At 48.0% G+C, this 24,814-nt stretch carries 24 protein-coding genes; 7 read left to right on the top strand and 17 right to left on the bottom strand.

Translation table 11 applies throughout. The features are described from left to right. Positions 1-178: 178 nt before the first annotated feature. The 5 genes from recR to FMS18_RS03915 form a co-directional block, all read right to left on the bottom strand. Positions 179-784, bottom strand: coding sequence for a recombination mediator RecR (gene recR, locus FMS18_RS03895; protein WP_163292443.1), 606 nt, complete (start codon positions 782-784; stop codon positions 179-181). A gap of 262 nt (positions 785-1,046) precedes the next feature. Continuing rightward, on the bottom strand, positions 1,047-1,358 hold the full coding sequence (locus tag FMS18_RS03900) for a YbaB/EbfC family nucleoid-associated protein (protein WP_163292444.1): 312 nt from the start codon (positions 1,356-1,358) through the stop codon (positions 1,047-1,049). A 69-nt stretch (positions 1,359-1,427) separates the two neighbouring features. After that, positions 1,428-3,311, bottom strand: coding sequence for a DNA polymerase III subunit gamma/tau (dnaX, locus tag FMS18_RS03905; RefSeq protein WP_163292445.1), 1,884 nt, complete (start codon positions 3,309-3,311; stop codon positions 1,428-1,430). Between the two features lie 77 nt (positions 3,312-3,388). Then, the gene (locus tag FMS18_RS03910; RefSeq protein WP_163292446.1) at positions 3,389-4,312 is read right to left on the bottom strand and encodes a branched-chain amino acid transaminase; all 924 of its coding nucleotides are present in this window, start codon (positions 4,310-4,312) and stop codon (positions 3,389-3,391) included. A 230-nt stretch (positions 4,313-4,542) separates the two neighbouring features. Beyond that, positions 4,543-4,851 (bottom strand): isoamylase early set domain-containing protein, encoded by a 309-nt coding sequence (locus FMS18_RS03915; protein ID WP_163292447.1) that lies wholly within the window; start codon positions 4,849-4,851, stop codon positions 4,543-4,545. A 339-nt stretch (positions 4,852-5,190) separates the two neighbouring features. Here FMS18_RS03915 and FMS18_RS03920 point away from each other — a divergent pair, with 339 nt between their 5' ends. The 5 genes from FMS18_RS03920 (at position 5,191) to FMS18_RS03940 (ending at position 10,376) form a co-directional block, all read left to right on the top strand. Then, a complete protein-coding gene (locus tag FMS18_RS03920) occupies positions 5,191-6,366 on the top strand; it encodes an aminotransferase class I/II-fold pyridoxal phosphate-dependent enzyme (RefSeq protein ID WP_163292448.1) in 1,176 nt (391 codons plus the stop codon). A gap of 88 nt (positions 6,367-6,454) precedes the next feature. Next, entirely contained in the window at positions 6,455-7,744 is a 1,290-nt protein-coding gene (locus FMS18_RS03925; RefSeq protein ID WP_163292449.1) for a homoserine dehydrogenase, read from the top strand. Positions 7,745-7,867: 123 nt separating this feature from the next. Then, entirely contained in the window at positions 7,868-9,049 is a 1,182-nt protein-coding gene (locus FMS18_RS03930; RefSeq protein WP_163292450.1) for a cofactor-independent phosphoglycerate mutase, read from the top strand. Next, on the top strand, positions 9,049-9,459 hold the full coding sequence (locus FMS18_RS03935) for a thioesterase family protein (RefSeq protein ID WP_163292451.1): 411 nt from the start codon (positions 9,049-9,051) through the stop codon (positions 9,457-9,459). Before FMS18_RS03930 ends, FMS18_RS03935 begins: the two co-directional genes overlap by 1 nt. Positions 9,460-9,590: 131 nt before the next feature. After that, positions 9,591-10,376, top strand: coding sequence for an amidohydrolase family protein (locus tag FMS18_RS03940; protein WP_163292452.1), 786 nt, complete (start codon positions 9,591-9,593; stop codon positions 10,374-10,376). Positions 10,377-10,416: 40 nt separating this feature from the next. Here the strand turns inward: FMS18_RS03940 and FMS18_RS03945 are convergent, their stop codons facing one another. From FMS18_RS03945 to gpt, 9 genes are all read right to left on the bottom strand, one after another. Beyond that, positions 10,417-10,920: a DUF2867 domain-containing protein gene (locus tag FMS18_RS03945; protein WP_163292453.1), complete on the bottom strand. Its 504-nt coding sequence runs from the start codon at positions 10,918-10,920 to the stop codon at positions 10,417-10,419. Continuing rightward, on the bottom strand, positions 10,917-11,384 hold the full coding sequence (locus FMS18_RS03950) for a pyridoxamine 5'-phosphate oxidase family protein (protein ID WP_163292454.1): 468 nt from the start codon (positions 11,382-11,384) through the stop codon (positions 10,917-10,919). The genes FMS18_RS03945 and FMS18_RS03950 overlap by 4 nt, the downstream gene beginning before the upstream one ends. A gap of 16 nt (positions 11,385-11,400) precedes the next feature. Then, the gene (locus tag FMS18_RS03955) at positions 11,401-11,964 is read right to left on the bottom strand and encodes a TetR/AcrR family transcriptional regulator (RefSeq protein WP_239060943.1); all 564 of its coding nucleotides are present in this window, start codon (positions 11,962-11,964) and stop codon (positions 11,401-11,403) included. A 166-nt stretch (positions 11,965-12,130) separates the two neighbouring features. Beyond that, positions 12,131-12,628 (bottom strand): cytochrome c3 family protein, encoded by a 498-nt coding sequence (locus FMS18_RS03960; RefSeq protein WP_163292456.1) that lies wholly within the window; start codon positions 12,626-12,628, stop codon positions 12,131-12,133. Positions 12,629-13,135: 507 nt separating this feature from the next. Beyond that, entirely contained in the window at positions 13,136-14,677 is a 1,542-nt protein-coding gene (locus tag FMS18_RS03965) for an ABC transporter ATP-binding protein (RefSeq protein ID WP_163292457.1), read from the bottom strand. Positions 14,678-14,686: 9 nt separating this feature from the next. Beyond that, the gene (locus FMS18_RS03970; RefSeq protein ID WP_163292458.1) at positions 14,687-15,607 is read right to left on the bottom strand and encodes an ABC transporter permease; all 921 of its coding nucleotides are present in this window, start codon (positions 15,605-15,607) and stop codon (positions 14,687-14,689) included. A 12-nt stretch (positions 15,608-15,619) separates the two neighbouring features. After that, positions 15,620-16,678: an ABC transporter permease gene (locus FMS18_RS03975; protein WP_163292459.1), complete on the bottom strand. Its 1,059-nt coding sequence runs from the start codon at positions 16,676-16,678 to the stop codon at positions 15,620-15,622. A 6-nt stretch (positions 16,679-16,684) separates the two neighbouring features. Beyond that, positions 16,685-17,761 (bottom strand): BMP family ABC transporter substrate-binding protein, encoded by a 1,077-nt coding sequence (locus FMS18_RS03980; protein ID WP_163292460.1) that lies wholly within the window; start codon positions 17,759-17,761, stop codon positions 16,685-16,687. A gap of 176 nt (positions 17,762-17,937) precedes the next feature. Next, entirely contained in the window at positions 17,938-18,435 is a 498-nt protein-coding gene (gene gpt / locus FMS18_RS03985) for a xanthine phosphoribosyltransferase (RefSeq protein WP_163292461.1), read from the bottom strand. A 331-nt stretch (positions 18,436-18,766) separates the two neighbouring features. Here gpt and FMS18_RS03990 point away from each other — a divergent pair, with 331 nt between their 5' ends. Beyond that, entirely contained in the window at positions 18,767-19,849 is a 1,083-nt protein-coding gene (locus FMS18_RS03990; RefSeq protein ID WP_163292462.1) for a GGDEF domain-containing protein, read from the top strand. A gap of 4 nt (positions 19,850-19,853) precedes the next feature. Continuing rightward, entirely contained in the window at positions 19,854-21,785 is a 1,932-nt protein-coding gene (locus FMS18_RS03995) for a S9 family peptidase (protein WP_163292463.1), read from the top strand. A gap of 81 nt (positions 21,786-21,866) precedes the next feature. On the opposite strand, the gene FMS18_RS04000 is transcribed toward FMS18_RS03995, so the two are convergent. Genes FMS18_RS04000 through FMS18_RS04010 form a run of 3 tightly spaced genes read right to left on the bottom strand, consistent with a single transcriptional unit; the run spans position 21,867 to position 24,754 of the window. After that, positions 21,867-23,189, bottom strand: a complete 1,323-nt coding sequence (locus FMS18_RS04000) for a deoxyguanosinetriphosphate triphosphohydrolase (protein WP_163292464.1) — start codon at positions 23,187-23,189, stop codon at positions 21,867-21,869. A gap of 5 nt (positions 23,190-23,194) precedes the next feature. Further along, positions 23,195-23,983, bottom strand: coding sequence for an ABC transporter substrate-binding protein (locus FMS18_RS04005; protein ID WP_163292465.1), 789 nt, complete (start codon positions 23,981-23,983; stop codon positions 23,195-23,197). Positions 23,984-23,986: 3 nt separating this feature from the next. Next, positions 23,987-24,754 (bottom strand): ABC transporter substrate-binding protein, encoded by a 768-nt coding sequence (locus FMS18_RS04010; RefSeq protein ID WP_306774073.1) that lies wholly within the window; start codon positions 24,752-24,754, stop codon positions 23,987-23,989. Between the last annotated feature and the right edge of the window lie 60 nt (positions 24,755-24,814).

The raw sequence follows: 24,814 nt of genomic DNA on the forward strand, positions 1-24,814 counted from the left end.
TTCGGCGACCCTGCGGGGCTTTATTTTGATGCGCTGCGCGCTTTTAAGAATAAATAGAGTTGCCTCCGGCGGCTTAAACCCTTTGAAAAGGGTTTAAGAATCCCAAACTTTTTTAGCAAGGCTTCGCCACTTCGTTTGACAAATCATCCATAATATAAATAATTTAAACAGATACAACTTACAACTTCTGGCGGTATTCCAGTGACTGCCGTAACGTTTCTTTGTCTGTGTATTTTACTTCTGATCCGATGGGGATGCCCTGCGCAAGACGGGAAAGCTCGATACCGGGAAATTTTGATTCAACCATATTTTTGATGAACGAAGCTGTGGCTTCAGCATCAACAGTAGCACCCAGCGCGAGAATCAATTCCTTAACTTCGTCCTTGGCAAGGCGTTCTTCAAGCTTCTGAAACTCAAGCTGCTGCGGAGTCACGCCGTCCAGCGGTGAAAGCAGGCCGCCCAGCACCAGATAGTAGCCGCGATAAAGCCCCATTTCCTCAATTGCCAACAGTGAATCCCATTCCGAAACAAGACATAGCTTGTCGTGCTCCCTCTTGGGATCGGAACAGATTTTACAGGGACAGGTATCGGTAATGCTGGCACACTGCTCACAGATGCAAAGCTTATCACGCAGGTCAATAACACTCTGCCCGATGCCAGTTACTTTCTCTTTGGGCATCTTCAGCATGGTCAGTGCAATTCTCAAGGCGGACTTAGGACCAAGACCGGGAAGTTTTGCCAATTCCTGCGCTACAACCCGTAACGGCTCAGGTAAATTTTCCATTCTATGCCTTCGGCGACCCTGCCGGGGGCCTCTCCGAGGGCCAAAGAAACTTTTTGTAAAAAGTTTCTCTGGACTCTTCCAAAACTTTTAATAAGCTTCGCAGCTAATGACGGCAGGACGTGGAGAAAAATATTTAATAGCTATCCCCAAATTCAATTCTCCCAGCGGCGAAGCCAACTAAGAGGTTCTGAAGGGGATGGGGTCTGGGGAAGGGGAAACTCTTGCAAGAGTTTCCCCTTCCCCAGCCGTCGGAGACATTTATTTAGAACATGCCGGGGATGTTCATACCGCCGGTGATGGCAGACATTTCGGACTCCATCATGGCTTTTGCTTTCTTGTTGGCATCGTTAACAGCTGCGAGCACGAGATCCTGAATCATTTCTACATCTTCAGGGTCAACGATGGCAGGGTCAATTTTGATTTCAAGAACTTCGGAGGAACCGTTAACCTTTACGTTAACCATTCCGCCGCCAGCGGAGCTTTCCACTTCGCGGGTCTTAAGCTCATCCTGCAAAGCTGTCATTTTACGCTGCATAACCTGAGCCTGACGTACGAGATCGTTCATACCTTTCATTATATTACTCCTTGAGATTATTAACTTGTTATTTCCACAATGGACTGCCGGAAAAACCCGCCAATCCGACTAAATATCTTTACGCGGTTCAATGGAAAGAATGCTGGCCCCGAAGGACTCCATCACCCTTTTCACATCCGGATGGGCTTCCACTTCATCACGGATCTCCTGCCTGCTCTTGCGCTTGCCCTTCTGGCTGATCTGGATATCCAATTCAGTTTCAGGGCCGAAATATTCCGCAGCAAGCCGGGAAACAAGACCGCGCGAATCACGTCCACCCACCTGACTCTGGTGAAACGGGTTGGCACAGGTAAGGACAAGTTTACCATCAGCAAATTCACCCTTACATTTGCTAAGCCCTGAAATAGAACCGTTTCCGCTGTCAGCAACATATTGCAGAAATCCCTTGAAATCGCGCGGCCCGCTGACAGAAGCCGGAAACGCGGGCTTAGCCGGAGCAGGTTCAGTCGGAACACGTTCCAATGGAGGAACCTCCGGCGCAGGGCTTTCCGATTCGGGAACGGGAGGATTTAAATCATTATCGGTCTGTAAACCTGCCGCGTCAGGAAGGGAGGAATCATCAGCTCCCATATCATTTGTAGAACGGCTACCAGCCGGAGGTCCGGACTCAGTGCGGCCCATAGGCCTACCATTCGCGCCCATACCCTGATTCTGCATGGACTGATTCTGCGGAGGAACCTGCTGCTGTTGCATCCCCTGCTGCCCGCCAGGCTGTCCACCGGAAGGCTGGCCTGTCGGCGGCTGACTTGGCGGAGGAGCCTGATTAACAGGAGCCGCAGGTGCAGATTGCGGCGCAGGTGCAGCGGAAGCGAGTGCCCCGGCCCGTTCCATGGAAATAAGGTCAGTAAGACTTGCCATATTGAGCAAAAGCAATTCCAAAGCCATGGCCGGTTCAAGGCTGGTCATAACCTTGCGCTGCCCGTCCACAGTCATCTGCCAGCAGGCATGAATGAATGAACGGTCAAAGGTCTGAGACCATTTCATGAATTCAGCCGCTTCCTCAGATGAAAGTCCGAGCAACGGAACCGCCCGTTCACCGGACTGATTGAGCAGAAACATATTCCGCCAGCAATTGCCCAGTTCACGGATGAAAAATCCAAGATCAAGCCCACGCCCAAGAACCTGCTGCACTGTCTCACCAACAGAAACAAGATCCCGCGAATGAATTGCCTGCATAAGCGAAAAGAAAACATCCCGCCCGGCAAGGCCGAGAATGGAACGCACGTCACCTTCAAGCAGCTTTTCGCTGCCGAGAGCAAGCACCTGTCCCAGCAGGGACATGGAATCACGCACACTGCCCGCACCGCGCTTTGCAATAAGGTCGATAGCTCCCTGCTCATACTCAATCTTTTCCATATTCAGAATATTGGAAAGATGTGCAGTAAGCTCATCATTGGTGAGCATCTTGAAAGCGTAATGCTGACAACGGCTGATAATGGTGGCCGGAAACTTGTGTGTTTCAGTGGTCGCCATGATGAATGTTGCGTGGGGCGGCGGCTCTTCAAGGGTTTTCAGCAGAGCGTTGAAAGCCTGCACAGTGAGCATGTGCGCTTCATCGATAATAAAAACCTTGTATCGAAATTCAATGGGCGCGTAGCCGATATCTTCCTTAAGCCTGCGGGCATCGTCGACCTTACCGTGCGATGCGGCATCTATCTCGACCACATCCACGCCGACACCTGCGGTAATCTGGCGGCAATTGTCGCATTCGTTACAGGGTTCGGCAGTTGGCGCGTTTTTGCAGTTAAGTGCCTTGGCGAAAATTCTGGCAATAGTGGTCTTGCCTACCCCGCGTGTACCGCTAAAAAGGTATGCGGGAGCAATCTTGTCCTGCGCGGCTGCACGGGAAAGAATTGTTTTGACTGCTTTCTGTCCGGCAACTTCACCAAAAGTCTGCGGACGATATTTTGCTGTCAGATTTGATGTACTCATTCAGGCAAGTCCATACTTATTTTATTTGAAAACTTAGCTTGGGAACCTGTGCAACAGGTTCCCAAGCTATATAAATACTAAATCTCGTAGTAATCCAGCCAGTTTTTGTACTCGTCATTGCCGCCTTTAACAGCGTTGAAGTACTCTTTCTGGAGGATGGTACCGATAGGACCACGCTTGCCTTCACCGATGGTGCGGTTATCCACTTCGCAGATGGGGGTAACTTCAGCAGCAGTACCGCAGAAGAAAGCTTCATCAGCAATGTAAAGTTCGTCGCGAGTGAAGAGCTGCTCTACCACTTCGTAACCGAGGTCACGGGCAACCTTCATCAGGCTGGCACGGGTGATGCCGGGAAGTACGGAAGTAAGCGGAGTGGTCTTGATTACGTTATCTTTTACGATGAAAATGTTCTCGCCGGTAGCTTCGGAAACAAAACCGGAAGTATCGAGCATGAGAGCTTCATCGTAACCGTCCTGCACAGCTTCAACCTTTGCAAGGATGGAGTTGACGTAGTTACCGCAAGCCTTGGACTTGGTCATCATGACGTTTACATGATGGCGGTTAAAGGAAGAAGTCTTTACACGGATACCCTTTTCAAGAGCATCTTCACCAAGGTAAGCACCCCAGGGCCATGTTGCGATGCAGACACGGATGGGGTTCTTGCCGGGGTGTACACCCATGGCACCGTCACCGATGAAAACCAGAGGACGGATGTAGCCTTCTTTCAGGCCGTTCACTTTCAAGGTCTCAAGAATCGCGTCGTGGATTTCTTCAACAGTAAAAGGAATTGTCATTCCGAGAATCTTTGCGGAATCGAAAAGACGAACCACGTGTTCACGCAATCTGAAAACAGCGGATTTGCCATCTACAGTTGCGTATGCGCGGATACCTTCGAATACACCGGCACCGTAATGCAGGGTATGGGTAAGCACGTGAACCTGTGCGTCGTCCCAGTTAACCAATTCACCGTCAAACCAGATTTTCTCTGCTTTTTGAACCATTATGTCCCCCTAATTTTCTTCTATAAATATAGTAAGCGCAGCGCACATTGTGACCCCGCTTGATTACAACAGCGAACAACAGAATGAATGAAGCTAAAAAAAAGAGGGTCTAAGGTCAAGAAGGAACGGGAAGATCAGGGTCATGAAATGATAAAAAACAGAATCTGGAAGCACCAAAAGGACGAAAGCCGTTAAACTTCCGCCCATATATTTCGATCATCACTGGAACTCTAAACGCTGACCACCGAATTTTCTGAGTCTCCGTACGGAGTTGTTTCGGTACGGTCCGGCGAGGTATCATTGAACCAGACACTACCCCCGGCTAAATAACGAAACTGGTAATCACGCCCGGTTTCAAGATCCACAGTCACAGTATACTTACCGCTTTTCAGTTTTTTCATGGGGATGGAATTTTGATCCCAACCGTTAAAATCGCCGACCAGATAAATGGCCTCGCCATTTTCCACCTGATCCTTTTCCACATCAAACTTAACCTTACACACAGGCTTGGTCTTCAGAAATTTCTTGGAAAGAGCCACAAGAGCCTCCTGCTGATTTTAAAATTTCAAAAAGTCAGTGATAAATTTTTTTCCTGTTAATAATTAATCCCTATTTTTTTTTAATGTCAACATTCATGAAAAAAATACATACAAACGTCACCTTTTTACTTGCAAATTATCTTCTGCGAAAATCGCTTTTCTCCAATTTCTACACGCCAAAACATAAATATAAGATAAATTTATAGCTCAAAACGAAAAACCGACCAACGATCATACGAAAACGCGAGACACCGATCATACAAATAATAATTTTGACAGCAACTGGTCCCACGGTTACATATCACCTTTAAGTTTATATTTTATTTAGGAGTAACGACCATGGACAAGTTTCCAAGAGTTCACCGGCTGCCCCCCTATGTGTTTGCCAAGGTGAACGAACTGAAAATGCAGATGCGCCACGAAGGCGAAGACATCATCGACCTAGGTATGGGGAACCCGGATCTCCCCACCCCCCAGCACATTGTAGACAAACTGGTTGAAGCGGCGCAGAAACCCGCCAACCATCGCTACAGCGCGTCTAGGGGAATTAAAGGTCTGCGCAGGGAAATGGCGCTTTGGTATAAAAGAAGATATGGCGTTGAACTGGATTATGATCAGGAAGTGGTCGTTACCATGGGCGCCAAAGAGGGGCTGGCGCACCTGGCGTTGGTTATGCTTTCACCCGGTGATGTTGTTTTCGCGCCGGACCCGTCTTATCCCATCCACCCTTACGCAAGTATTATTGCAGGAGCGGATGTAAGACGTATTCCCATGGCTCATGATCGTGATTTTTTTGAAGATCTCGAACTGGCAATGCGCCAGACATGGCCCAAGCCAAAACTGCTGATCATCAACTTTCCGCATAACCCCACCGGGATTACCGCGGACATTCCGTTCTTTGAAAAAATCGTCGATTTTGCAAAAGAAAACGACTTGCTGGTCATTCATGACCTTGCATACGCCGACTTTACTTTTGACGGTTACGAAGCCCCAAGCTTCTTGCAGGCTCGCGGCGCAAAAGACGTGGGCGTAGAATTCTTCTCCCTGTCCAAGAGCTATTCCATGCCCGGCTGGCGCGTAGGATTCTGCTGCGGCAATCAGGAAATGGTACAGGCTCTAACCCGTATCAAAAGTTATCTGGACTACGGACTTTTCCAGCCCATCCAGATCGCGGCCTGCCATGCCCTTTCCGGACCGCAGGATTGCGTTCGAGAAATTATGGACGTTTATCAGGACCGTCGTGATGCTCTTTGCGAAGGGTTGCAGCGTATCGGCTGGGACGTAACCCCGCCCAAAGCCACCCAGTTTGTCTGGGCACCGATCCCTGAGCAATTCAAGGATCTCGGTTCTGTGGAATTTTCCAAACTGCTGCTGCGTGAATGCAAGGTTGCGGTGGCTCCCGGACTAGGCTTCGGCCACTACGGGGATGACCACGTACGCATGGCCCTTGTGGAAAACAGACAGAGAATCAATCAGGCCGTACGCGGCATGAAAGATCTTTTCGCAAAAGGCTAAAAGATAACTATTCAAATTTCTAACAGGCTGCGGTATAACGCAGCCTGTTAGTTTTTTTGAACCCCGTGAAATGAATTAAGAGGTTTTAATGCAGACTGTTAAGCTTGCCATCGCCGGATTCGGCACTGTCGGCACCGGACTCGCCCGGATTTTGGAAGAAAATGAAGATGTAATCCTCGCCCGTTGCGGCAAAAAATTTGAGCTTGCATCCGTTCTTGTCCGAGACGTGAACAAAAAACGGGATTTCCTGCCCGGACCTGACGTAAAATTTACCGCCGATCCCGATGAATTCACTTCCAGCCCGGATGTGGACATTGTTGTGGAACTCATGGGCGGAACCACCGTTGCCAAGGAAATCGTCATCAAAGCCCTTGAAGCCGGCAAGCACGTAGTCACAGCCAACAAGCATCTCTTGGCTGAACACGGCATTGAACTTTTCGAAATTGCCGCTAAAAACAAAGTCGGATTGTATTACGAATCAAGTGTTGCCGGTGGAATCCCCATCATCCAGTCCATCAAGGAATCACTGGCCGGGAACCGCATTAAATCCATTGTCGGTATCCTCAACGGAACCGCCAACTACATTCTTTCCGAGATGTCCACCAGCGGACTGGAATTCGACACCGCTCTGGAACAGGCTACCGAACTGGGCTACGCCGAAGCCGATCCTACCTTTGATATCGAAGGAATCGACGCTGCGCACAAAGTATGTGTGCTGGCCCGCATTGCCTATGGTAAAGATTATCCCCTTGCCGAACTGCCCATCGAAGGCATCACCAAGGTTGAAGGGCAGGATATCCGCTTTGCCCGTGAATTCGGCTACCGCATCAAACTCATCGGCGCAGTGCGCGATGTGGGCGGCAAGCTGGAAGCCGGAGTATTCCCTGCACTGGTCAAATACACCCTGCTGCTGGCCCGCGTAGGCGGCAACTACAATGCCGTACGCGTTGAAGGCAACGCAGTTGGTCCCGCATTTTTCCACGGTCAGGGCGCAGGTTCACTGCCCACCGGCAGCGCGGTTCTGGCGGACATCATAGCTCTCGCCAAGACCAATACCCCGGACAATACCGGATTCTGCAACGCTCCTATTGAAAAAGCAGACATCCTCCCCCCTGAACTGGCGACCTCAGAATACTACTTCCGCTTCACCGTTCAGGATAAAGCCGGGGTCATGGCAGCGCTTTCCAAGTGCCTTGCTGAGCACAACATTTCCATTGCGCAGGCTGTGCAGAAAGGAAATCCAGAGGACAAAGACATTCCGGTAGTCTTCACCACCCACAAGTCCAGCACTAAGAATGTCAACGCTGCTATTGCTGAAATCGACAAAATGCCCTTTATCACCAAGCCGACCATGTCCATGCGGATATTGAAGGGATAAGTTCATATCATGCCTTCGGCGACCTGTGCCGGGGGCCTTAAACCCTTTTGCAAAAGGGTTCAAGAATCCCAAAACCTTTCATTATGCTTCGCAATCTTAAATGAAAAATAGGCACAATTACTTATGAAACTTCTTTTTCTCATTGCTGACGGAATGGGCGGCTGGCCCATTGAGGAACTTGGCAACAAGACCACCCTTGCCGCCGCCAACACACCGAACATGGATATGCTGGCCGGAAAAGGCTTGATCGGCACCTGTCGCACCGTGCCCAAAGGCATGGCTCCCGGTTCTGACATTGCCAATATGTCCTTGCTGGGTTTCAACCCCGCCACCTATCACACCGGACGCGGTCCCATTGAAGCTGCGGCGCAGGGCCTCAAGCTCGACCCGGATGACTTGGTATGGCGCATGAATCTGGTCAATATTTCCGAATTTGCTGAAGACGGCATCATGTACGACTACTCCGCCGGACATATCGGAACCGATCAATCTGTACCGCTGGTGAAAAAGCTGCAAGCCGAACTCGGCAATGATGAATTTACTTTCTATCCCGGTATACAGTACCGCCATCTGCTGGTGCAGAAAGGCGGGGCCAAAGAAATGGAAGCGGACCTTCACATCCGTCCGCCCCATGACCTGACCGATAAGCCCATTGACGAGGACGTCTGCGAATTTGCCAAAAGCCCGCGTCTGGACAAACTGGTCCGTGATGCGGAAAAAATACTTGCCGAGAACGGCACCAAGGCTGTATCCATCTGGCCATGGGGACAGGGACGCCCGCTGAACCTGCCGCCTTTTGAAGAAAAGTTCGGTATGAAGGGTGCTGTTGTCTCCGCTGTAGATCTGATCAAAGGACTCGGTCACGCTTCCGGCATGGAAGTAATTAATGTGGAAGGTGCCACCGGACTGGTGGATACCAACTACGAAGGCAAGGTCGAGGCAACGCTCAATTTCCTCGAACACGGTGATTTCGTCTACGTTCACCTTGAAGGCCCGGACGAATCCGGACATATGGGCAGCGTAGAAGACAAAATCAAATCCATTGAGCGGTTTGATTCCCGCATAGTCGGTCCGCTGCTGGAGAAGTACCCGCTGGATAAAGCCAATTACGTAATCACCTGCGATCACTTCACCCCCATTGAAACAAGAACCCACGATGAAACCCCGGTTCCCTTCATCATGACCTCACCGCGCTGCATTGCATCCGGCGAGAAATCATTTACCGAGGAAACCGCAGACCGCGCCGGAATCATTATTCCTGACGGACACAAATTCATGCAGTGGGTATTAAAGAAGATCAGATAATGACTACTGAATTCCCAAGTCCGCATTCATGGCTGGCCCATAGCGTTTCCTATGGCGAAACCGATGCCATGGGCGTGGTTTATTACGCAGAATATCTGCATTTTTTTGAGCGCTCCCGTTCGCTGTTTATCCGCGAACGGGGCATGAGCTATGCCACGGTTGAAGAACGCGGCATATACTTACCCGTGCGCGAGGCCAACTGCCGTTACCGCATCCCGGCCCATTATGATGACCAGCTCAATATTCAGGTGGGTATCAGCGAATGGAAGCGCGCTTCCATCAAGTTCATCTACGATATTTACAAGGATGACCGCTCCAAACTCATCGCAACCGGATTCACCGAGCACGCCTGCGTCAACAAAGACGGTCGCCCCGTGCGAGTACCGGAATGGCTGCGGGAAATATTTTAAAATACTTTTAATCCCCACTCGAGACTCTCGTCATTTTTCCTGACTTCAGATTCCCGTGAGAGGAAATAAGCAGGGTGTGAATACTTATATTCACACCCTGATTCATTAATTTCAAGCACGGATATATTATTATGCTCTACGACGTTCATACTCATGCATTCCACCCTAAAATTGCAGACAAAGTTATTACCCAGCTCCATGATCATTACGGAATAACAGCAGTGGGCAACGGCCACCCGGAAGACCTCCTTGAACGCGCCACGCGAGCAGGTCTGGACCGGGTCATCATCCATACTGCGGCAACTTCGCAGGATCAGGTCATCCCGGCCAACAACTGGTCCATTGAACTGGCAAAATCAGATGAACGCATTGTCACCTTCGGAACCATGCACCCGGACTACGCAGACCCCGAAAAAGAATTCGCAAGACTGGAACGAAACGGCATCAAGGGCTTGAAATTCCACCCCGATTTTCAAGGATTTTTCATGGACGACCGCAAATTTTACCGCATCATGGAAATGGTGCAGGACCGCTTTGTGTGCATGTTCCATATCGGCGACAGACTTCCGCCGGAAAAGAATCCCTCCTGCCCGCTGAAGCTGAAAAAGCTGCTCCAGAACTTCCCCCGGCTAAAGGCAATCGGAGCACATATGGGCGGCTTATATCACTGGAAGATGGTTGCAGAGGAACTGGTTGGTATGGATGTTTATTTCGATACTTCCAGCTGCCTGCCCTTCATGGACAAAAAAGTGCTTCATGAAATAATCAACAAACACCCGCGTGAACGGATTCTGTTCGGTAGCGACTATCCGCTCTTTGATCCGCAGGATTCAATGAAAGAATTACAACACGCACTCAAACTGAAAGACAGTGAATTGGAACTGCACATGAGCGCGGTGGAATCTCTGCTTGAATAAAAACTGAAGCGCACAGGGAATAACCTTGTGCGCTTTTTATTTATTCTGCCGCATACTTACCCATGAAATAAACCACCAAATGGCTAAACGGCCTGATCAGGTTGAAATAAACCGGCCCGGTCCAATGCTTATAACGGACAATCGTAAAGACATGGTAATGATGTGAGCTGTTTTCAGCAGGCTCAGAAACCACTCCGATATATCCGATGAGATGCTTATCTTCAGCCTCGCCGATCCAGAATGTCTCTGCTTCAAAATCAACTGAACTAAAAAAATCAACCTGCCCGCCACGGTTGAAATCGTAATCAGAAACTTCAAGACCGTGATCCATAAACTCATCATGCTTGAGCCCCATTATTTTGGCCAGTACGCCTCTGACTTTATACAGAAATGTCAGCCACCCCGGTTTGTAGGACATCAAACGGATCAAAAAATCATCCATTGCACGATGACTGACAAAATCCTTGCTGTAGATGTGATCAGCATCGACGCTTAATTTATGTATTTGGGGAATTGAATTTAAAATTGATGCTGACTCACTCATGGATTCATCCTCCCAAGTTCAACAGGTTCCACCCGCAAAACTTCGAACTCGCGGACCATGCTCATATCTTTCCAGAGCAGGTCATGCCCTTTAAAGAAACGGAAAGAACTCACTTTGGCTAGCCATCCATCGATTTCATCCTGTGTTGCATTACGCCTATTGCCAGCCTTACAGACAAGCCTAAGTGCAGGTTGTGATGCAAACCTGCCCTTCCACAATGACTTCACCCAGAACATCGGGGAAGGATGGACCGCCATTATGCTCATACTTGAATTCCGGTCTAAATTCTCCCGCATGGCCTGCGGAAATCTTTCGAAATAGTAGCCGCGCCCTTCTTCAATAAACGCAACGGACCCGATAGGAGAAATTCGCGGAAAACCGTCAGTATCAATTGTCGCAATTGAAACATGCTGAACTTTACCGAAAAGCTCTTCAACCTCGTTCCATAAAATATCTGATTGCATGATACAAACTCCCTTTTTATTTTGCAGGAATTCTGTACAGCTCCTGCTTCATTGTTTTAAGAATATGACTATGATCTTTTTCCGAGATATTTGCCCCCATCATACGAACACCTAAGAACATGGAATAGCTTATTTTAGAAAGCAGGACAGCCCGCTCAGGGTCTCCACTCACCTCTTCAAAAATCGACCGCAAATACTCAATTCGCATACTGTCAACACGCTCAATATATTTCTGCGCAAATGGATCACATAAAGCCCACGCCCTAATACTGGTCTCAGTTCCCGAGGGCAGCTTATGAGAGTTTTCGACTATCAGGTTGAATCGCTCAATTGCATCAGCACCCTTGTCCGCAGCTTCGATGCTCGCAAGCGTCCAACCCTCCACCCAATATTCGAGCATCCTTTCTAAAAAATCCGCGCGATTCTTAAAATGATGATAAAATGACCCCTTCGTCACTTTCAGCTTTCGACACAAAGAATCAATGGTCAGCTGCTGTACACTTTCAGTTTCCAGAAGCTTCAATCCTGCGTCGAGCAGATCTTCCGCACAATGCCGACTTTCTCGCTTACTTTCCTTCATACTCACTTCTCAAACTCCTTCTTCTGCATACCGTACGGTATGGTATGTTAAAACTATATACGTTATAAAGAGATGTCAAGACTATACACAAAACAAAAAATGAGCCGCCTGTGGGGCAACCACAGACGGCTCTTACGAACAACTTCGAAAAGCTAAGAAATACTTTCTAGTTGTGCGCTCTTTTCTGCTTGGGGTGACATGCGTTGTTTGCGCAAGGAGCAACAGCAAGATCAGTCTTGCCTTCCTTGTTCATCTTCACATGACAGCCACGACAGCTGATATCACTCTGAAGGGTATGGAACGCCTTAAAGTAAGAGTGAGGTGCAGCTTTGTGCTTCAGATCATCGTGACATCCAGCAGCGGCACAACTTTTGATCTGAGACTTTCCGTCCCAAGTATGGTGACACTTGGCACAGTTAACATCCTGATGGTCGAAGTGAGAAAACTTAACCGGGGTAAAACGAACCTTGTTAAGCACTTCAGGACGTTTGAATTCGAGATTTACGGGAAACCTTACAACCAACTCTTCGGAAACAATCTCTACCTTCTTGTCTCCGGAGATATTTGCAATCTCCTCACTGAGATTACTGGTCGCGGTTGAGTACACAATTACGAGAACGGCAAAAACTACAGCCGCTCCAACATACAGAAAATTCGTCTTCATTCTATTCCTCCTCATGAAAGTCGTATCTTCCTAATCAAAATCAGGGATTATTTCAATAAAAATACGTAGATGTATATACTATGCAACGCCCATAAACAGCGATTTAAGCGACTACACAACCTAGATTGGGAAAATTTTCACACAAAACAATTTTATGTAAAACAAACACTGTAAACCAAATTACAACTACAACTATGAAGATCAACTTAATTTCAAACAACTCAACACCCAAAAGTTATATTCAGTATGGGCAAATTTGAGAAATTTTACACAAAACCAGAAGCAACTTCTTCCAAAACAATATCCACTCACTTAAACTTAGAAACTAAAAAAACTTCATTTTTTTTCTATAATGACACATCCCCCTTCCCTGTCCTGAATAACGGACATTCACGGACAGGAATTTATACCCCGTTTTATATTCAAAACAATAAAAAACCCCTCTCTGCATAGCAGAAAGGGGTTTACAATTCTTAAATTATCGAACTCGATTCGAAAAGGAAATACTTACTCTCTCACACCGGCCATAAGCAGTCCGATGCTGTCCACTTTTTCTTTGTCATTGACGGAAAATTCATCCATAACCTGCCCGCAATACATGACTGCGACGCGGTCTGCCAGTTGCAAAGCTTCACCGAGATCACCGGTCACAAGCAACACCCCGGCCATCTTTCGGGCTTCCAGCAACCTGTTCCAGACTTCCTCTGTGGCGGAAATGTCCAGCCCCTGTGTTGGCTGCTCAGCGACAATCAAATGCGGCTGGCGGTAAAGTTCGCGAGCCAGAACCATCTTTTGAAGGTTCCCGCCGGACAGCTGCCATGCCAGAGCGCGAATACGTCCGGGACGCACATCATACTCTTCAACCAGCTCTTCAGCTACTTTTGCAGCCTGATCGTGCTTGAGCAACGGACCTGCGGTAAATCCCTGCCGGGTAGTCAGAAGCAGGTTGTCCACCAGATCAAGATTTCGGGCTGTAGCAAGATCAAGACGGTCTTCCGGAATGTAAGACATGGAATTATTCCACTTCATCTCGGCAAAGAACTTACGCCATGGTTTGCCCATGATAAAAATTGTATCCTTGGGAGGCTTGCGCATACCGCAAACTCCTTCCACAAGCTCCTGCTGACCGTTACCGGCAACACCGACAATGGCAACAATCTCACCCTTGCGCACATCCAGATTGATATCGCGCAATCCGATTCCGGTCATATTTTTAACTTCCAGAACCTTATGGCTGATCTCCACCTCTTCCTTATTCACTTCGAGGAGAATTTCCTTACCGACCATGCGACAGGCCAGATCAGCCTTGGACACAATCTTATCGCGGGAGACCTCAGCGTCAATGTTGCCGCGACGCAGGATGGCGACCTCATCGGCAATAGCCATAACTTCTTCAAGCTTATGACTGATAAAAACCACGGACTTGCCCTGTCGGGTCATAGCCCAGAGAGCTTCAAAAAGACGGAAGGCCTCGCGAGGAGTAAGAACAGCTGTGGGTTCATCAAAAATAAGCACCCTGCTCTCGCGATAAAGCAGCTTGAGGATTTCCACCCGTTGCTTCTCGCCCATGGACAGGGTGGAAACCTTTGCGGAAGGATCGATCTCAAGTTCGTAATCTTCAGCCAGCTTGCGGACCCTTGCTTCCATTTCCTTGGGATTGACGAAAAATCCGCCTTCCTGACCGAGCAGCACGTTCTGAGCAACAGTCATGGTATCAACCAACATAAAATGCTGGTAGACCATGCCCACCCCGGCTTTAATGGCATCCTTGGAGTTGGAAAAGTCCACACGCTTTCCGTCCACCTCAATGTGCCCTTCGTCTGGACGAAAACGTCCGGCAAGCATGGACATGAGCGTACTCTTGCCCGCTCCGTTCTCTCCGAGCAGAGCTTTGATGCGGCCGGGATAAAGATCAAGTGAAATATCGTTGTTGGCTACAACCTTACCGAAACGTTTGGTGATGCCTTTAAGTGAAATAAGCGGGGCACAGCCTTCAAAGCCGGTAGCCTTTTGGCATTCGGGACGGGTGAAATCCTGTTCTGAACTCATATTAATCACCTACCCTTCAGGCTCGATGTTGACTCCCAGATGCGCAGGAGCATTACCGCTGCGTCCTCTCATTGCGGAGAAGATCAGCACCAGAATGGTCAGGGCATACGGCAGCATCAGCAGCAGGGTTGAGGGAATATGAGTCCCGATAGCCTGCAAGCGAAGTTGGAAAGCCATAACACCACCGAAAAGATAAGCACCAAAAACAGCCCGGCCCGGTCTCCAGAAAGCGAAGATAACCAAGGCAACTGCAATCCAGCCGCGACCGCCGGAAAGTCCGTTTGACCAAAGATGGGTATAAGCAAGAGAAAGATATGCTCCGCCAAGGCCGATCAGAAACCCACCACCCAGCAACGCGACCCAGCGCAAACGAAGGGCCTTCAGTCCTACAGCAGCAGCGGCTGCCGGTTTCTCACCAACGGCACTGATCGCCAGCCCGAGGCTGGTCCGGTTGATAAAAAGCATAAACAGCACCGGAATCAGATAAGAGACGTAAACAAGAGCATCCTGCTTGAAAAAGATATCCCCGACATAGGGAATTGACGACAGTACAGGAAAAGCGAACTTGTCAAATCCTTCAGTAACCGTTCCGATATACGGGGTGCCGAGAAAGTTACACAGCCCCACGCCGAGAATGGTCAAAGCCAGACCGGAAACAACCTGATTACCGAGACAGGTGATACAAACAAATCCATGCAGCGCAGCCATAAATGTTCCGGCTATACCTCCGGCAATGAACCCGAACCACGGGTTGCCTGTGGTCATAGTCACAAAAAAAGCTGCAAAAGCCGCCATGCTCATCATGCCCTCGACACCGAGGTTGAGCACCCCGCCCTTCTCAGTGAGAATCTCACCAAGGGTGGCGTAGAGGATCGGTGTTCCGGACTGCACTGTGGCAGCCAGCAGGGGGACAATAAAACTTTCTAGCATTATAGTATCCGACTACTTCTTCTTAACAATCTTATAAGTAACAAACATCTGGCCTGCGAGCACGGACATGAGAATCAGTCCTTCCATGATGGAACCGAAAGATGCCGGGGTCTGCATTTCAAGCTGCATATTTTCAACGCCCACGCGCAGTGCTGCCAGCAAATATGCGGCGATGCCTATATAAAGTGGATGCAACCTTGCCAGCCATGCCACAACAATAGCGGTATAACCGTAACCGACCATAATGGAAGGTTGCAGCCTGTTGATGGTGGCGGAAGCTTCAATACATCCGGCCCAGCCGGCAAGCGCGCCGGAAATAGCCATGACCAAAATGGTCAGCATTCCATAAGGAAGGCGGGAATACATTGCTATTCTTTCACCCTCACCAGCAACCTTGATATCAAAGCCGAGTCTGGTGAAGCGCATGAATGCCCACATCGCTATTCCTGAACCGACACAGACCGCGAATCCCCAATGCAACCGGGTATCGCCGATCTGTCCGATAATGGCAGCCGGAGAAAACTCGGGGGTCACCGGAAAGCCGAAGCTGGCCGGGTCCTTCCAAGCGCCGAACACGAGGTATTCAAGCAGCAGGATGGCAATATAGTTGAGCATCAGGGTGGAGATAATCTCGTTGACCTGTAGTTTAAGCCGCAAAACAGCCGGTATGTAAGCCCAGAAGGCACCAAAAATGGCAGCACAAATGAACATTAGCGGCATAAGCAGATAGCCGGGCAGTCCGGGAAAAGTCAAAGCAGCCCACGTAGCCCCGATTGCACCAAGCGCAAACTGACCTTCAGCCCCAATATTCCAGACCTGCATCCTGAAGGCTGTAGCAACACCCAGTGCGCAAAGAAAAATGGGAATAGATTTTAAAAGGGCATCTTCCAAAGCCCATGAAGCACCAAAAGACCCCTGCCAGAGCACGAAGAGTCCTTGTACAGCAGATTTTCCCTGCAATTCAAGCAGGAGCGCGCTGATCCCGAAAGATAGAACCAGAGCACCCACGATAATAAACGGGGTGCCCCAGTTCCAGGGTTCGTCACGCTTTTGTAAGCGATAACCCAACATAAATTATTACTTGGTATTCCCGATTACGCCTTCAACAAACCACATCATACCGAGCATTTCAGGATCGGTCATGGATTTTCCGGCGGGAACCACTACTTTGCCGTTCTGGTCCTTGATGGGACCTACAAAAATTGCGTTGTTGCCTTCAATAATCTCTTTCTTGGCAGCTTCAACCTTATCCTTAACATTTTGGGGAACCATGGGACCGTAGGGAGCAATACGCACTACGTCCTGATCCATGCCCCACCACAGGGATTCGTTACCCTGCCATACACCATCACGAAACTGCTTAACAGCGTTCTCGAAGATAGGTGCCCAGTGCCAGACAGCAGCGGTAAGGTGAGCTTTGGGTGCCATCTTGGACATATCGGAGTTGTAACCAATGGAGTACTTGCCGCGCTCCTGAGCAGCTTCCTGCGGGCCGGGGGAGTCCTGATGCTGGGTGATAACATCAGCTTTCATATCCAGCAGGGAGATGGCTGCGTCTTTTTCCAGTGCGGGATCGTACCAGGTTTTGGTCCATACGACACGAACGGTGGCTTCGGGATTAACAGAACGCACACCAAGAGTGAAAGCGTTAATGCCGCGGATAACTTCAGGAATGGGGAAAGCTGCAACGTAACCGATGACGTTGGACTTGGTCATCATACCTGCAACCATACCGGTCAGGTAACGTGCCTGATACATACGGCCGAAGTAGTTGCTCATGTTCGGGGTGGTTTTGAAACCGGAGCAGTGCAAGAATGCGGTCTTAGGAAATTTCTTGGAAACTTTGACCATGGGGTCCATGTAACCGAAGCTGGTACCGATAACCATGTCGTAACCCTTACGGGCAAAGTTGAGTACTACACGCTCGGAGTCCGGACCTTCAGCCACGGCCTCAACATAAGAAGTTTCAACCCAGTCGAATTTATCGATTGCCTGACGGCCCTGATCCTGTGCGTAGGAGTAACCTTCGTCACCAACGGGGGTAATGTACACAAAACCGACTTTAACTTTATCCTTCTTGGTACCGGCAAACGCAACAGATGCCAGCATTACGGACATGGCCGCAACAATGGCCATAAGCAGAACTTTACGCATCATCCACTCCTTGAGAATTAGTTAGTAAACCCTGTTGAAGCTCCGTATCAACGAACCTTCCCCTGATTTTGAAAACAAAAAAACAAATACACAACCAGCCCCCGGACTCCCTGCGTCCGGCAGCTGGAAATGCAAATGTCTAATTAACCCTGAACCGTGCTAAGACCTTGAAAGTCTTAGTTATTTTCTTCCTGACAAACCTTCGCAATGGGCTCGGCGAACTGAGTCGCGCTGTCCCACGGAAAAAGAATCCAGGTATCCTGACTCACTTCAGTAATGAAGGTGTCCACTAAAGGACGCCCTTCGGGCTTGGCATAAATAGTGGCAAAATGGGCCTTGGGAACCATTTCCCGGACCAGTTTTGCAGTGCCTCCGGTGTCGACAAGGTCATCCACCAAAAGCCAACCTTCGCCATCGCCTTTGAAATCTTTAAGCACAGTGGCTTTCTTTTCCTGAACTTTCCAATCATAAGTGGAAATGCAGACGGTGTCGATAAGTCTTATATCAAGCTCACGAGCCAGAATCGCCGCAGGAACAAGTCCGCCACGGGTAATGGCAAGAATGCCTTCAAAAGGACCTTTTTCAAGCAGCCGCCAGGACAAAGCCCTGCAATCACGGTGCAGCTGTTCCCATGAGATGGGATACATTTTATTATATCTGTCTGCCTTGGACAATTTATCTTCTCCTTAATTTCCATGCATGCACGCGGTTTCCCTAGCCCAAGGAATGGACAAGAGCAACATAAAAATAAACGTGATCCCACATTTATGAAAATTCAGGCATTACTGATCATTGTTATAAGCCGCTTCAATTACCGTAAAACAAGGCTTCAAACGGCAATCAACCTTTTAACAGCAGAAAACTACTCCCGTCTACCCTGCACTGGAAATGAAATCGACCACCGACCTTATTATTATTTTTGATTTTACATAAAACACAGGCAAGGATAAAAGAAGAGTTGAAGATAAGAAAATTCCAACAATTCAAAATTAAAGGTCAATGCTTATGAGATTTCAGGATGCCGCCCGTCTGCGATACAGAATAACCCTGCCTATTATCCTTCTGCTGGCCCTGAGTGCACTTCATATTTTTCATACCCTGCTGATCGAACGCAGTAATTTGACTGATACGCAAGAGCTGCTCAACGGTCTGCAAGCAACTGCCGGGGAAATCCTGACCAGCCCGGAAGGTATGGGTTACGACTCCGCAGCAAAGGCTTTTACCGCCATTACCGATAAATTGCAGAACTACCCCGAAGACAACCGCTTTAAAGAACTCTTGAATGATGAAAATTCCGGCTTGTTTCTTTCTACTGACAATTTTCTTGCCGCTGTTAAATCCGGCGACAACAGCACAATCAAAAAAGCCATGCGCAAACTGGGGTTGTCCATAGGCATGGTCTCTTCGGATATCAATAAATCATCGACCAGCGACCATGTTGATCTAGTGAAATATGAGTACGGAATACTTTTTTTAATCTGTATTCTCGCAGTCATCCAGTACTACCTTGTGGATTCCCCCATGCGTGATGAATTGATTCGCTGCGCCCGTGAAAAAGAACTTAGCAAATCCACCATCAAAAAACTTGCCGAACGGGATACCCTGACCAACCTGCCCGGCAGAATGAAATTTTATGAAGAATCGGAAAAAGCCGTCTCCACTGCAACGAGGTACGGCTCGGACCTCGCACTCATAAAAATGGATATCCACGACTTTAAAACCATCAATCAGCAGCACGGACAAAAGGCCGGAGACAAAATTCTGGCCGGATTTGCCCGCGTTGTGCGTAAAAATTTAAGACGCCCGGACAGCTTCTTCCGGGTCGGCGGGGACAAATTCATCATCCTTGCCCCGCACACAAGTGTGACCAATGCCAAGAACCTTATGGAAAAAATCAACAAGCTGATTACCCGTACCAAGAGCTTGAAAGCTGTTCCTTTTTTATTGAACACCGGGATTGCCATGAGCGAACACAAGGAATCCGCAGAATCCCTGCTTAAAAAAGTTGATCTGGCTTTGAATGAATCCAAAAAATACGGCCCCGGAGCCGTATATACCCATCCTGAATCTGCTAAACCTGCTGAGTAACAAAATGAAAACACTGCGAACTCTTATTGTTGCGGTCTCTGCTGTCACCCTTTTTCTGGGGGCTACAGCCTGTTCCACCCACAAACCGGCACCTGCCCACGAAATCACGAAAACAGTGCTGAAAGCTGGGCAGATTCCCCTGCACGAATTCTTCAAAAACCCTGTAGCTGAAGGATTCACCATATCCCCTGACGGCAATAAAATCGCATGGCTGGCACCTTGGCAAGACAGGCTCAATATTTTCGTCAAAGAACTTTCCAGCGGCAGGACCACCAGAGTGACCAGCGCAACGAAAAGAGACATATACGGTTATTTCTGGGCCGGAAGCCAGCGTATTGTCTTCGGGCAGGACTCCGGTGGAGATGAAAATGTCCACACCTTTTCTGCCGCCATTGACGGCAGCGGAGAAAAGGACCTGACCCCATTTGAAAACACCCGCACCAACCTTCTGGATGAACTTGAAAATGATGATAACCACATCCTCATTACCATAAACAAGGACGACTCCAGACTTTTTGATGTGTACAAACTTAACGTTGTCAGCGGAGAGCTTGAACTGGAAGCCCGCAATCCCGGCGATGTAAGCGGCTGGATGACCGACCATAACGGTAAAGTGCGCATAGCCATGGCCAACCGCAACGGACAAAATGTAGTTCTCTACCGGAACACCGACTCTGAATTATTTCGTCCGATCCTGAGTATGGATTTCAGGACAGCCTTTAATCCCCTGCTCTTTGATTTCAAAAACAAAAAAATCTACGTCAGCACCAATATGGACCGGGACAAACAGGCCATTTACCTTTTCAACCCGGAAACACAAAAGCTCGAACAACTGGTTTTCGAGCATCCCGATGTTGATGTCGCTCAGCTCCTTTATTCCAAGAAACGCAAAATTATCACCGGTACGGGCTTCTATACCGACAAACACCATTACGTATTTTTCGACGATAATCGTGAAGAGTTGCAAAATGAATTGGAATCAAGGTTGCCCGGCTATGAAGTGGTCGTGACTGATGCAGACAAGGACGAAACCAAATGCATCGTCCGTACCTACTCTGACCGCAGTCTCGGTGCCGGATATATTTATGATGTAAAAAGTAAAAAGCTGGAAAAAATTGCCGAAGTCAGCCCATGGCTTGATAAATCTCAAATGGCTGAGATGAAACCTGTTTCCTTCATTTCCCGCGACGGCCTGACCATCCACGGCTACCTGACCCTGCCCAAAAACAAAAAAGCGGGAGGCTTGCCCGTACTCATTAATCCACATGGCGGACCGTGGGCACGTGACCACTGGGGATTCAACCCTGAAACACAGTTCCTTGCCAACCGGGGAATCGCGGTCATGCAAGTCAACTTCCGGGGTTCAACCGGATACGGACGCGAATTCTGGGAAAAGGGATTCAAACAATGGGGTTTGAACATGCAGAACGACCTCACTGACGCGGCACACTGGCTGATAGATTTAGGAATTGCCGATCCCGAGCGGATTGCCATTTATGGCGGATCATACGGTGGTTACGCCACTTTAGCAGGATTGACCTTCACTCCGAACCTGTATGCCTGCGGCATTGATTACGTCGGTCCCTCCAACCTGTTCACCCTGCTGGAAACCCTGCCCCCGTACTGGGAAACTGAAAAGATGGAATTTTACATCAAAGTCGGCGATCCGGTCCGCGACTACAAACTGCTGCGCAAAGTTTCCCCGGTCTTTCATGCGGATAAAATCAAGGCCCCGCTCTTCGTAGCTCAGGGAGCCAACGATCCAAGAGTCAAACAGGCAGAGTCAGATCAGATTGTAAAAGCCCTGCGGGATCGAGGAGTGGCAGTAGAGTATATGGTTAAGGATAACGAGGGACACGGATTTCACAATCAGGAAAACCGCTTTGACTTCTATGAGGCTATGGAAAGATTTTTGGATAAGCATCTGTTGCAGTAAGTTCATATCTTAGCACCAATAAAAAAACGCCGCTCTCTTAAACGAAAGCGGCGTTTCTTGGTTCTTTAAAATATAATCAACTTACCGCCTCAACAACGAAATTCCCGAAATCTTATTAAAAGTACGCACAGCAAAGGTATCGGTCATTCCAGAAACATAATCCACTATTCTCTGGGTATTTTCATACACGGTTGCCTCAGCTGACGGTGCGTAAAGTTCAGGCAGCAGCTTGACGGACTTCTTGCATTTCGCTCCCAGCTTGCCCTTGCCATGAATCTCAATCACGATCTGCCCCAGAAAATCCAAAATCTTCCAAAGCACTTCATAAGCTGCTGCTTCAGTTTCAATTACTTCTGTAGAATTGTAGACCTTTTCAATGGCAATTTTTTTAAGTGTGCTGAATTCTTCAGCCTTGTCGATTTCCTCAGTCAGGCTGGAATTAAATTTCCCGGCCAAAATTTCCTGCTCAAAATCAAAAAAGATATCGCTGCAACTTTCCACCAACGCATTGATGGTGCAGGCCCGCAGATACTCCACTTGCTCCTTTTTACCGGGAATCCGGTCTACACGAGCAACTATGTCCGGCTTATTGTCCATGATATCCAGAAAAATACGGCGCAGTTCATCAAAGGAAATCAAATTGAGACGATGACCGTCTTCAATATCAATAACGTGGTAGCAAATGTCATCCGCTGCCTCCACCAGATAGGCAAAGGGATGGCGGGCCCATTTTTTATCTTCCAGCTCGATCAATCCAAGATGCTCAGCAACTTCGGCGTAAATTTCTGCCTCACTGGCAAAAATACCGAACTTTTTTTTATCTTTAATGTGCCCGGAAACATAAGGATACTTGGTAAAAGCTGCCAAAGCTGCACAGGTCAGCTGCATTCCGCCTTTGCTGTACGGACGTTGGAGAGCCAAAATATTTCGCAACCCCTGCGCATTACCTTCAAACCAGATAAAATCGTTGCGATGCTCTTCAGCAACCATAGAACAAAGCTTTGTGCCGATCTCCGAAGTCTGAAACCAGTCCCGAATAACATCCTCCCCGGAATGCCCGAATGGAGGGTTTCCTATATCGTGGGCAAGACAGGCCGTTGCCACTACGGTTCCCGGTTCCGAAGAAATCAGGTCAAGATCTGGATACTTTTCAACCAGCTTACTGCCGACCATATTCCCAAGGGAGCGGCCCACGGAAGAAGTCTCCAGACTGTGAGTCAGTCTGGTTCGCACATAATCACTGCGAGAAAGCGGAAAAACCTGCGTTTTATCCTGCAATCGCCTAAAAGCTGATGAAAAAATAATGCGGTCAAAATCTCTCTGAAATTCACTGCGGTCTTTATCGATGTAATTTGATTTTTCTTTTCCGATTCTCTGCTTACTGAGCAACTTATGCCATTTCATTTATGTTATTTTCCTTTTTCTATAACGGACGAATCCATATATTTCTTCATTATCAGGTGCAAGGTCCCGTCCTTACGCATGGATTCAAGAGCTACATTAAAACGGTCACGCAAGTCACCCATTTGTTTATTTTTGTAAAAAGCAACATAGACTTTATTGAAACTGACAGGAGGGTAAAGTTTCCGTATCTGCCCTTCCAGCCCTTGCTTACGAATGGTATGTAATGTTGAAGCAGTATCCCCAAGTAATATATCAAAACGCCCTTTAATTAACTTGGCAACATTCATTACCGGGGAAACAACTTTCTCAATATGGGCTTCCGGCACATTATTTTCAAAAAAAATGTCAACTTTCTTTCCATAATTGTAACCACTTACAACACCGAACCTGAATTCCTTCATTTTAGACAAATCACCATCAAAAACAATATCCGAATCCTTGCGAACAAAAAAAGAAATGGTCTCACCCCTGATCGGATTACTGAAATACATCTTTTGCTCTCTATCCGGGACCTTCAATATTCCGAAAAGGCCGTCAGCATGCCCATTCATGCCCATATGCAAAGCGCGCTTCCATGGAACAAGATTTATATCCAGGTCCACATTCATGCGGTGAAAGCTTTCCCGCATAATTTCAATATCCCATCCCTTAAGGGTTCCATTCTGGCAATACGCATAAGGAGTATACTCCAAGGAAACAAAAGAGTACCTATCCGCCCGCACAGCAGTTGTTGATAGTATAAATACGGCACAAAGAAGCCAGAAGGCAGCGGTTATCTTGACACCCCTAACCATCTATCAGTCCACATACTTCTTCATAATACGTTCCCATGTCCCATCCGCCCGCACAGATTTAAGAGCAACATTAAAACGATCACGCAAATAAGCAAGCCTGCGTTTTTTAGAAAAAGTAATATAAATATTATTCTCAGCAACCGGAGGATCAAGACTGCGGACCTTTCCTTTCAACCCCTCATTACGAATGGTGTGTAATGTTGAAAAGTGATCACCAACTAAAATATTGAAACGGCCCTTGATAAGCTTGGCAAGATTCATTTCCGTATCAACCACTCGTTCGACACGACCTGTTTTTGAAGCTTCGGCAAGAAATTCATCAAACTTTGATCCGTAGCTGAAATCACGAATCACTCCAAAAGAAAGATTCTGCAACTTCTCTAGATCTCCATTAAAATCAAGCTTCGAATCCTGCCGTACAAATAAAGAAATCTGTTCCACACGCACAGGATCACTGTAATACATTTTCTCCATACGCTCAGGTATCTTCACTGCTCCGAAAATACCGTCTACATGGCCGAGCATTGCCATTTGCAAAGCCCGCTTCCATGGCAAAAGCAAAATGTTAACATCAATATTCATACGCCGAAAACATTCCTCAAGAATCTCAATATCAGACCCTACGGGAACTCCGTCTTCATATATCGAATATGGTAAATATTCTAAGGACACAAACGTATATTCTCTCGCCACTCCTATACTGGGAACAAACAAGAGAAACATGCAGAGGAATAATGTAACCAGACTTCGCTTAATAAAAATTTCCAACATACTGAAACAATAGCTCAAACAGACAACAGCGGCAACAAATTCATCTTTTTTTTAAGTAAG

Origin of the sequence: Desulfovibrio sp. JC022 (assembly GCF_010470665.1) — a bacterium.
GTDB lineage: Bacteria > Desulfobacterota > Desulfovibrionia > Desulfovibrionales > Desulfovibrionaceae > Maridesulfovibrio.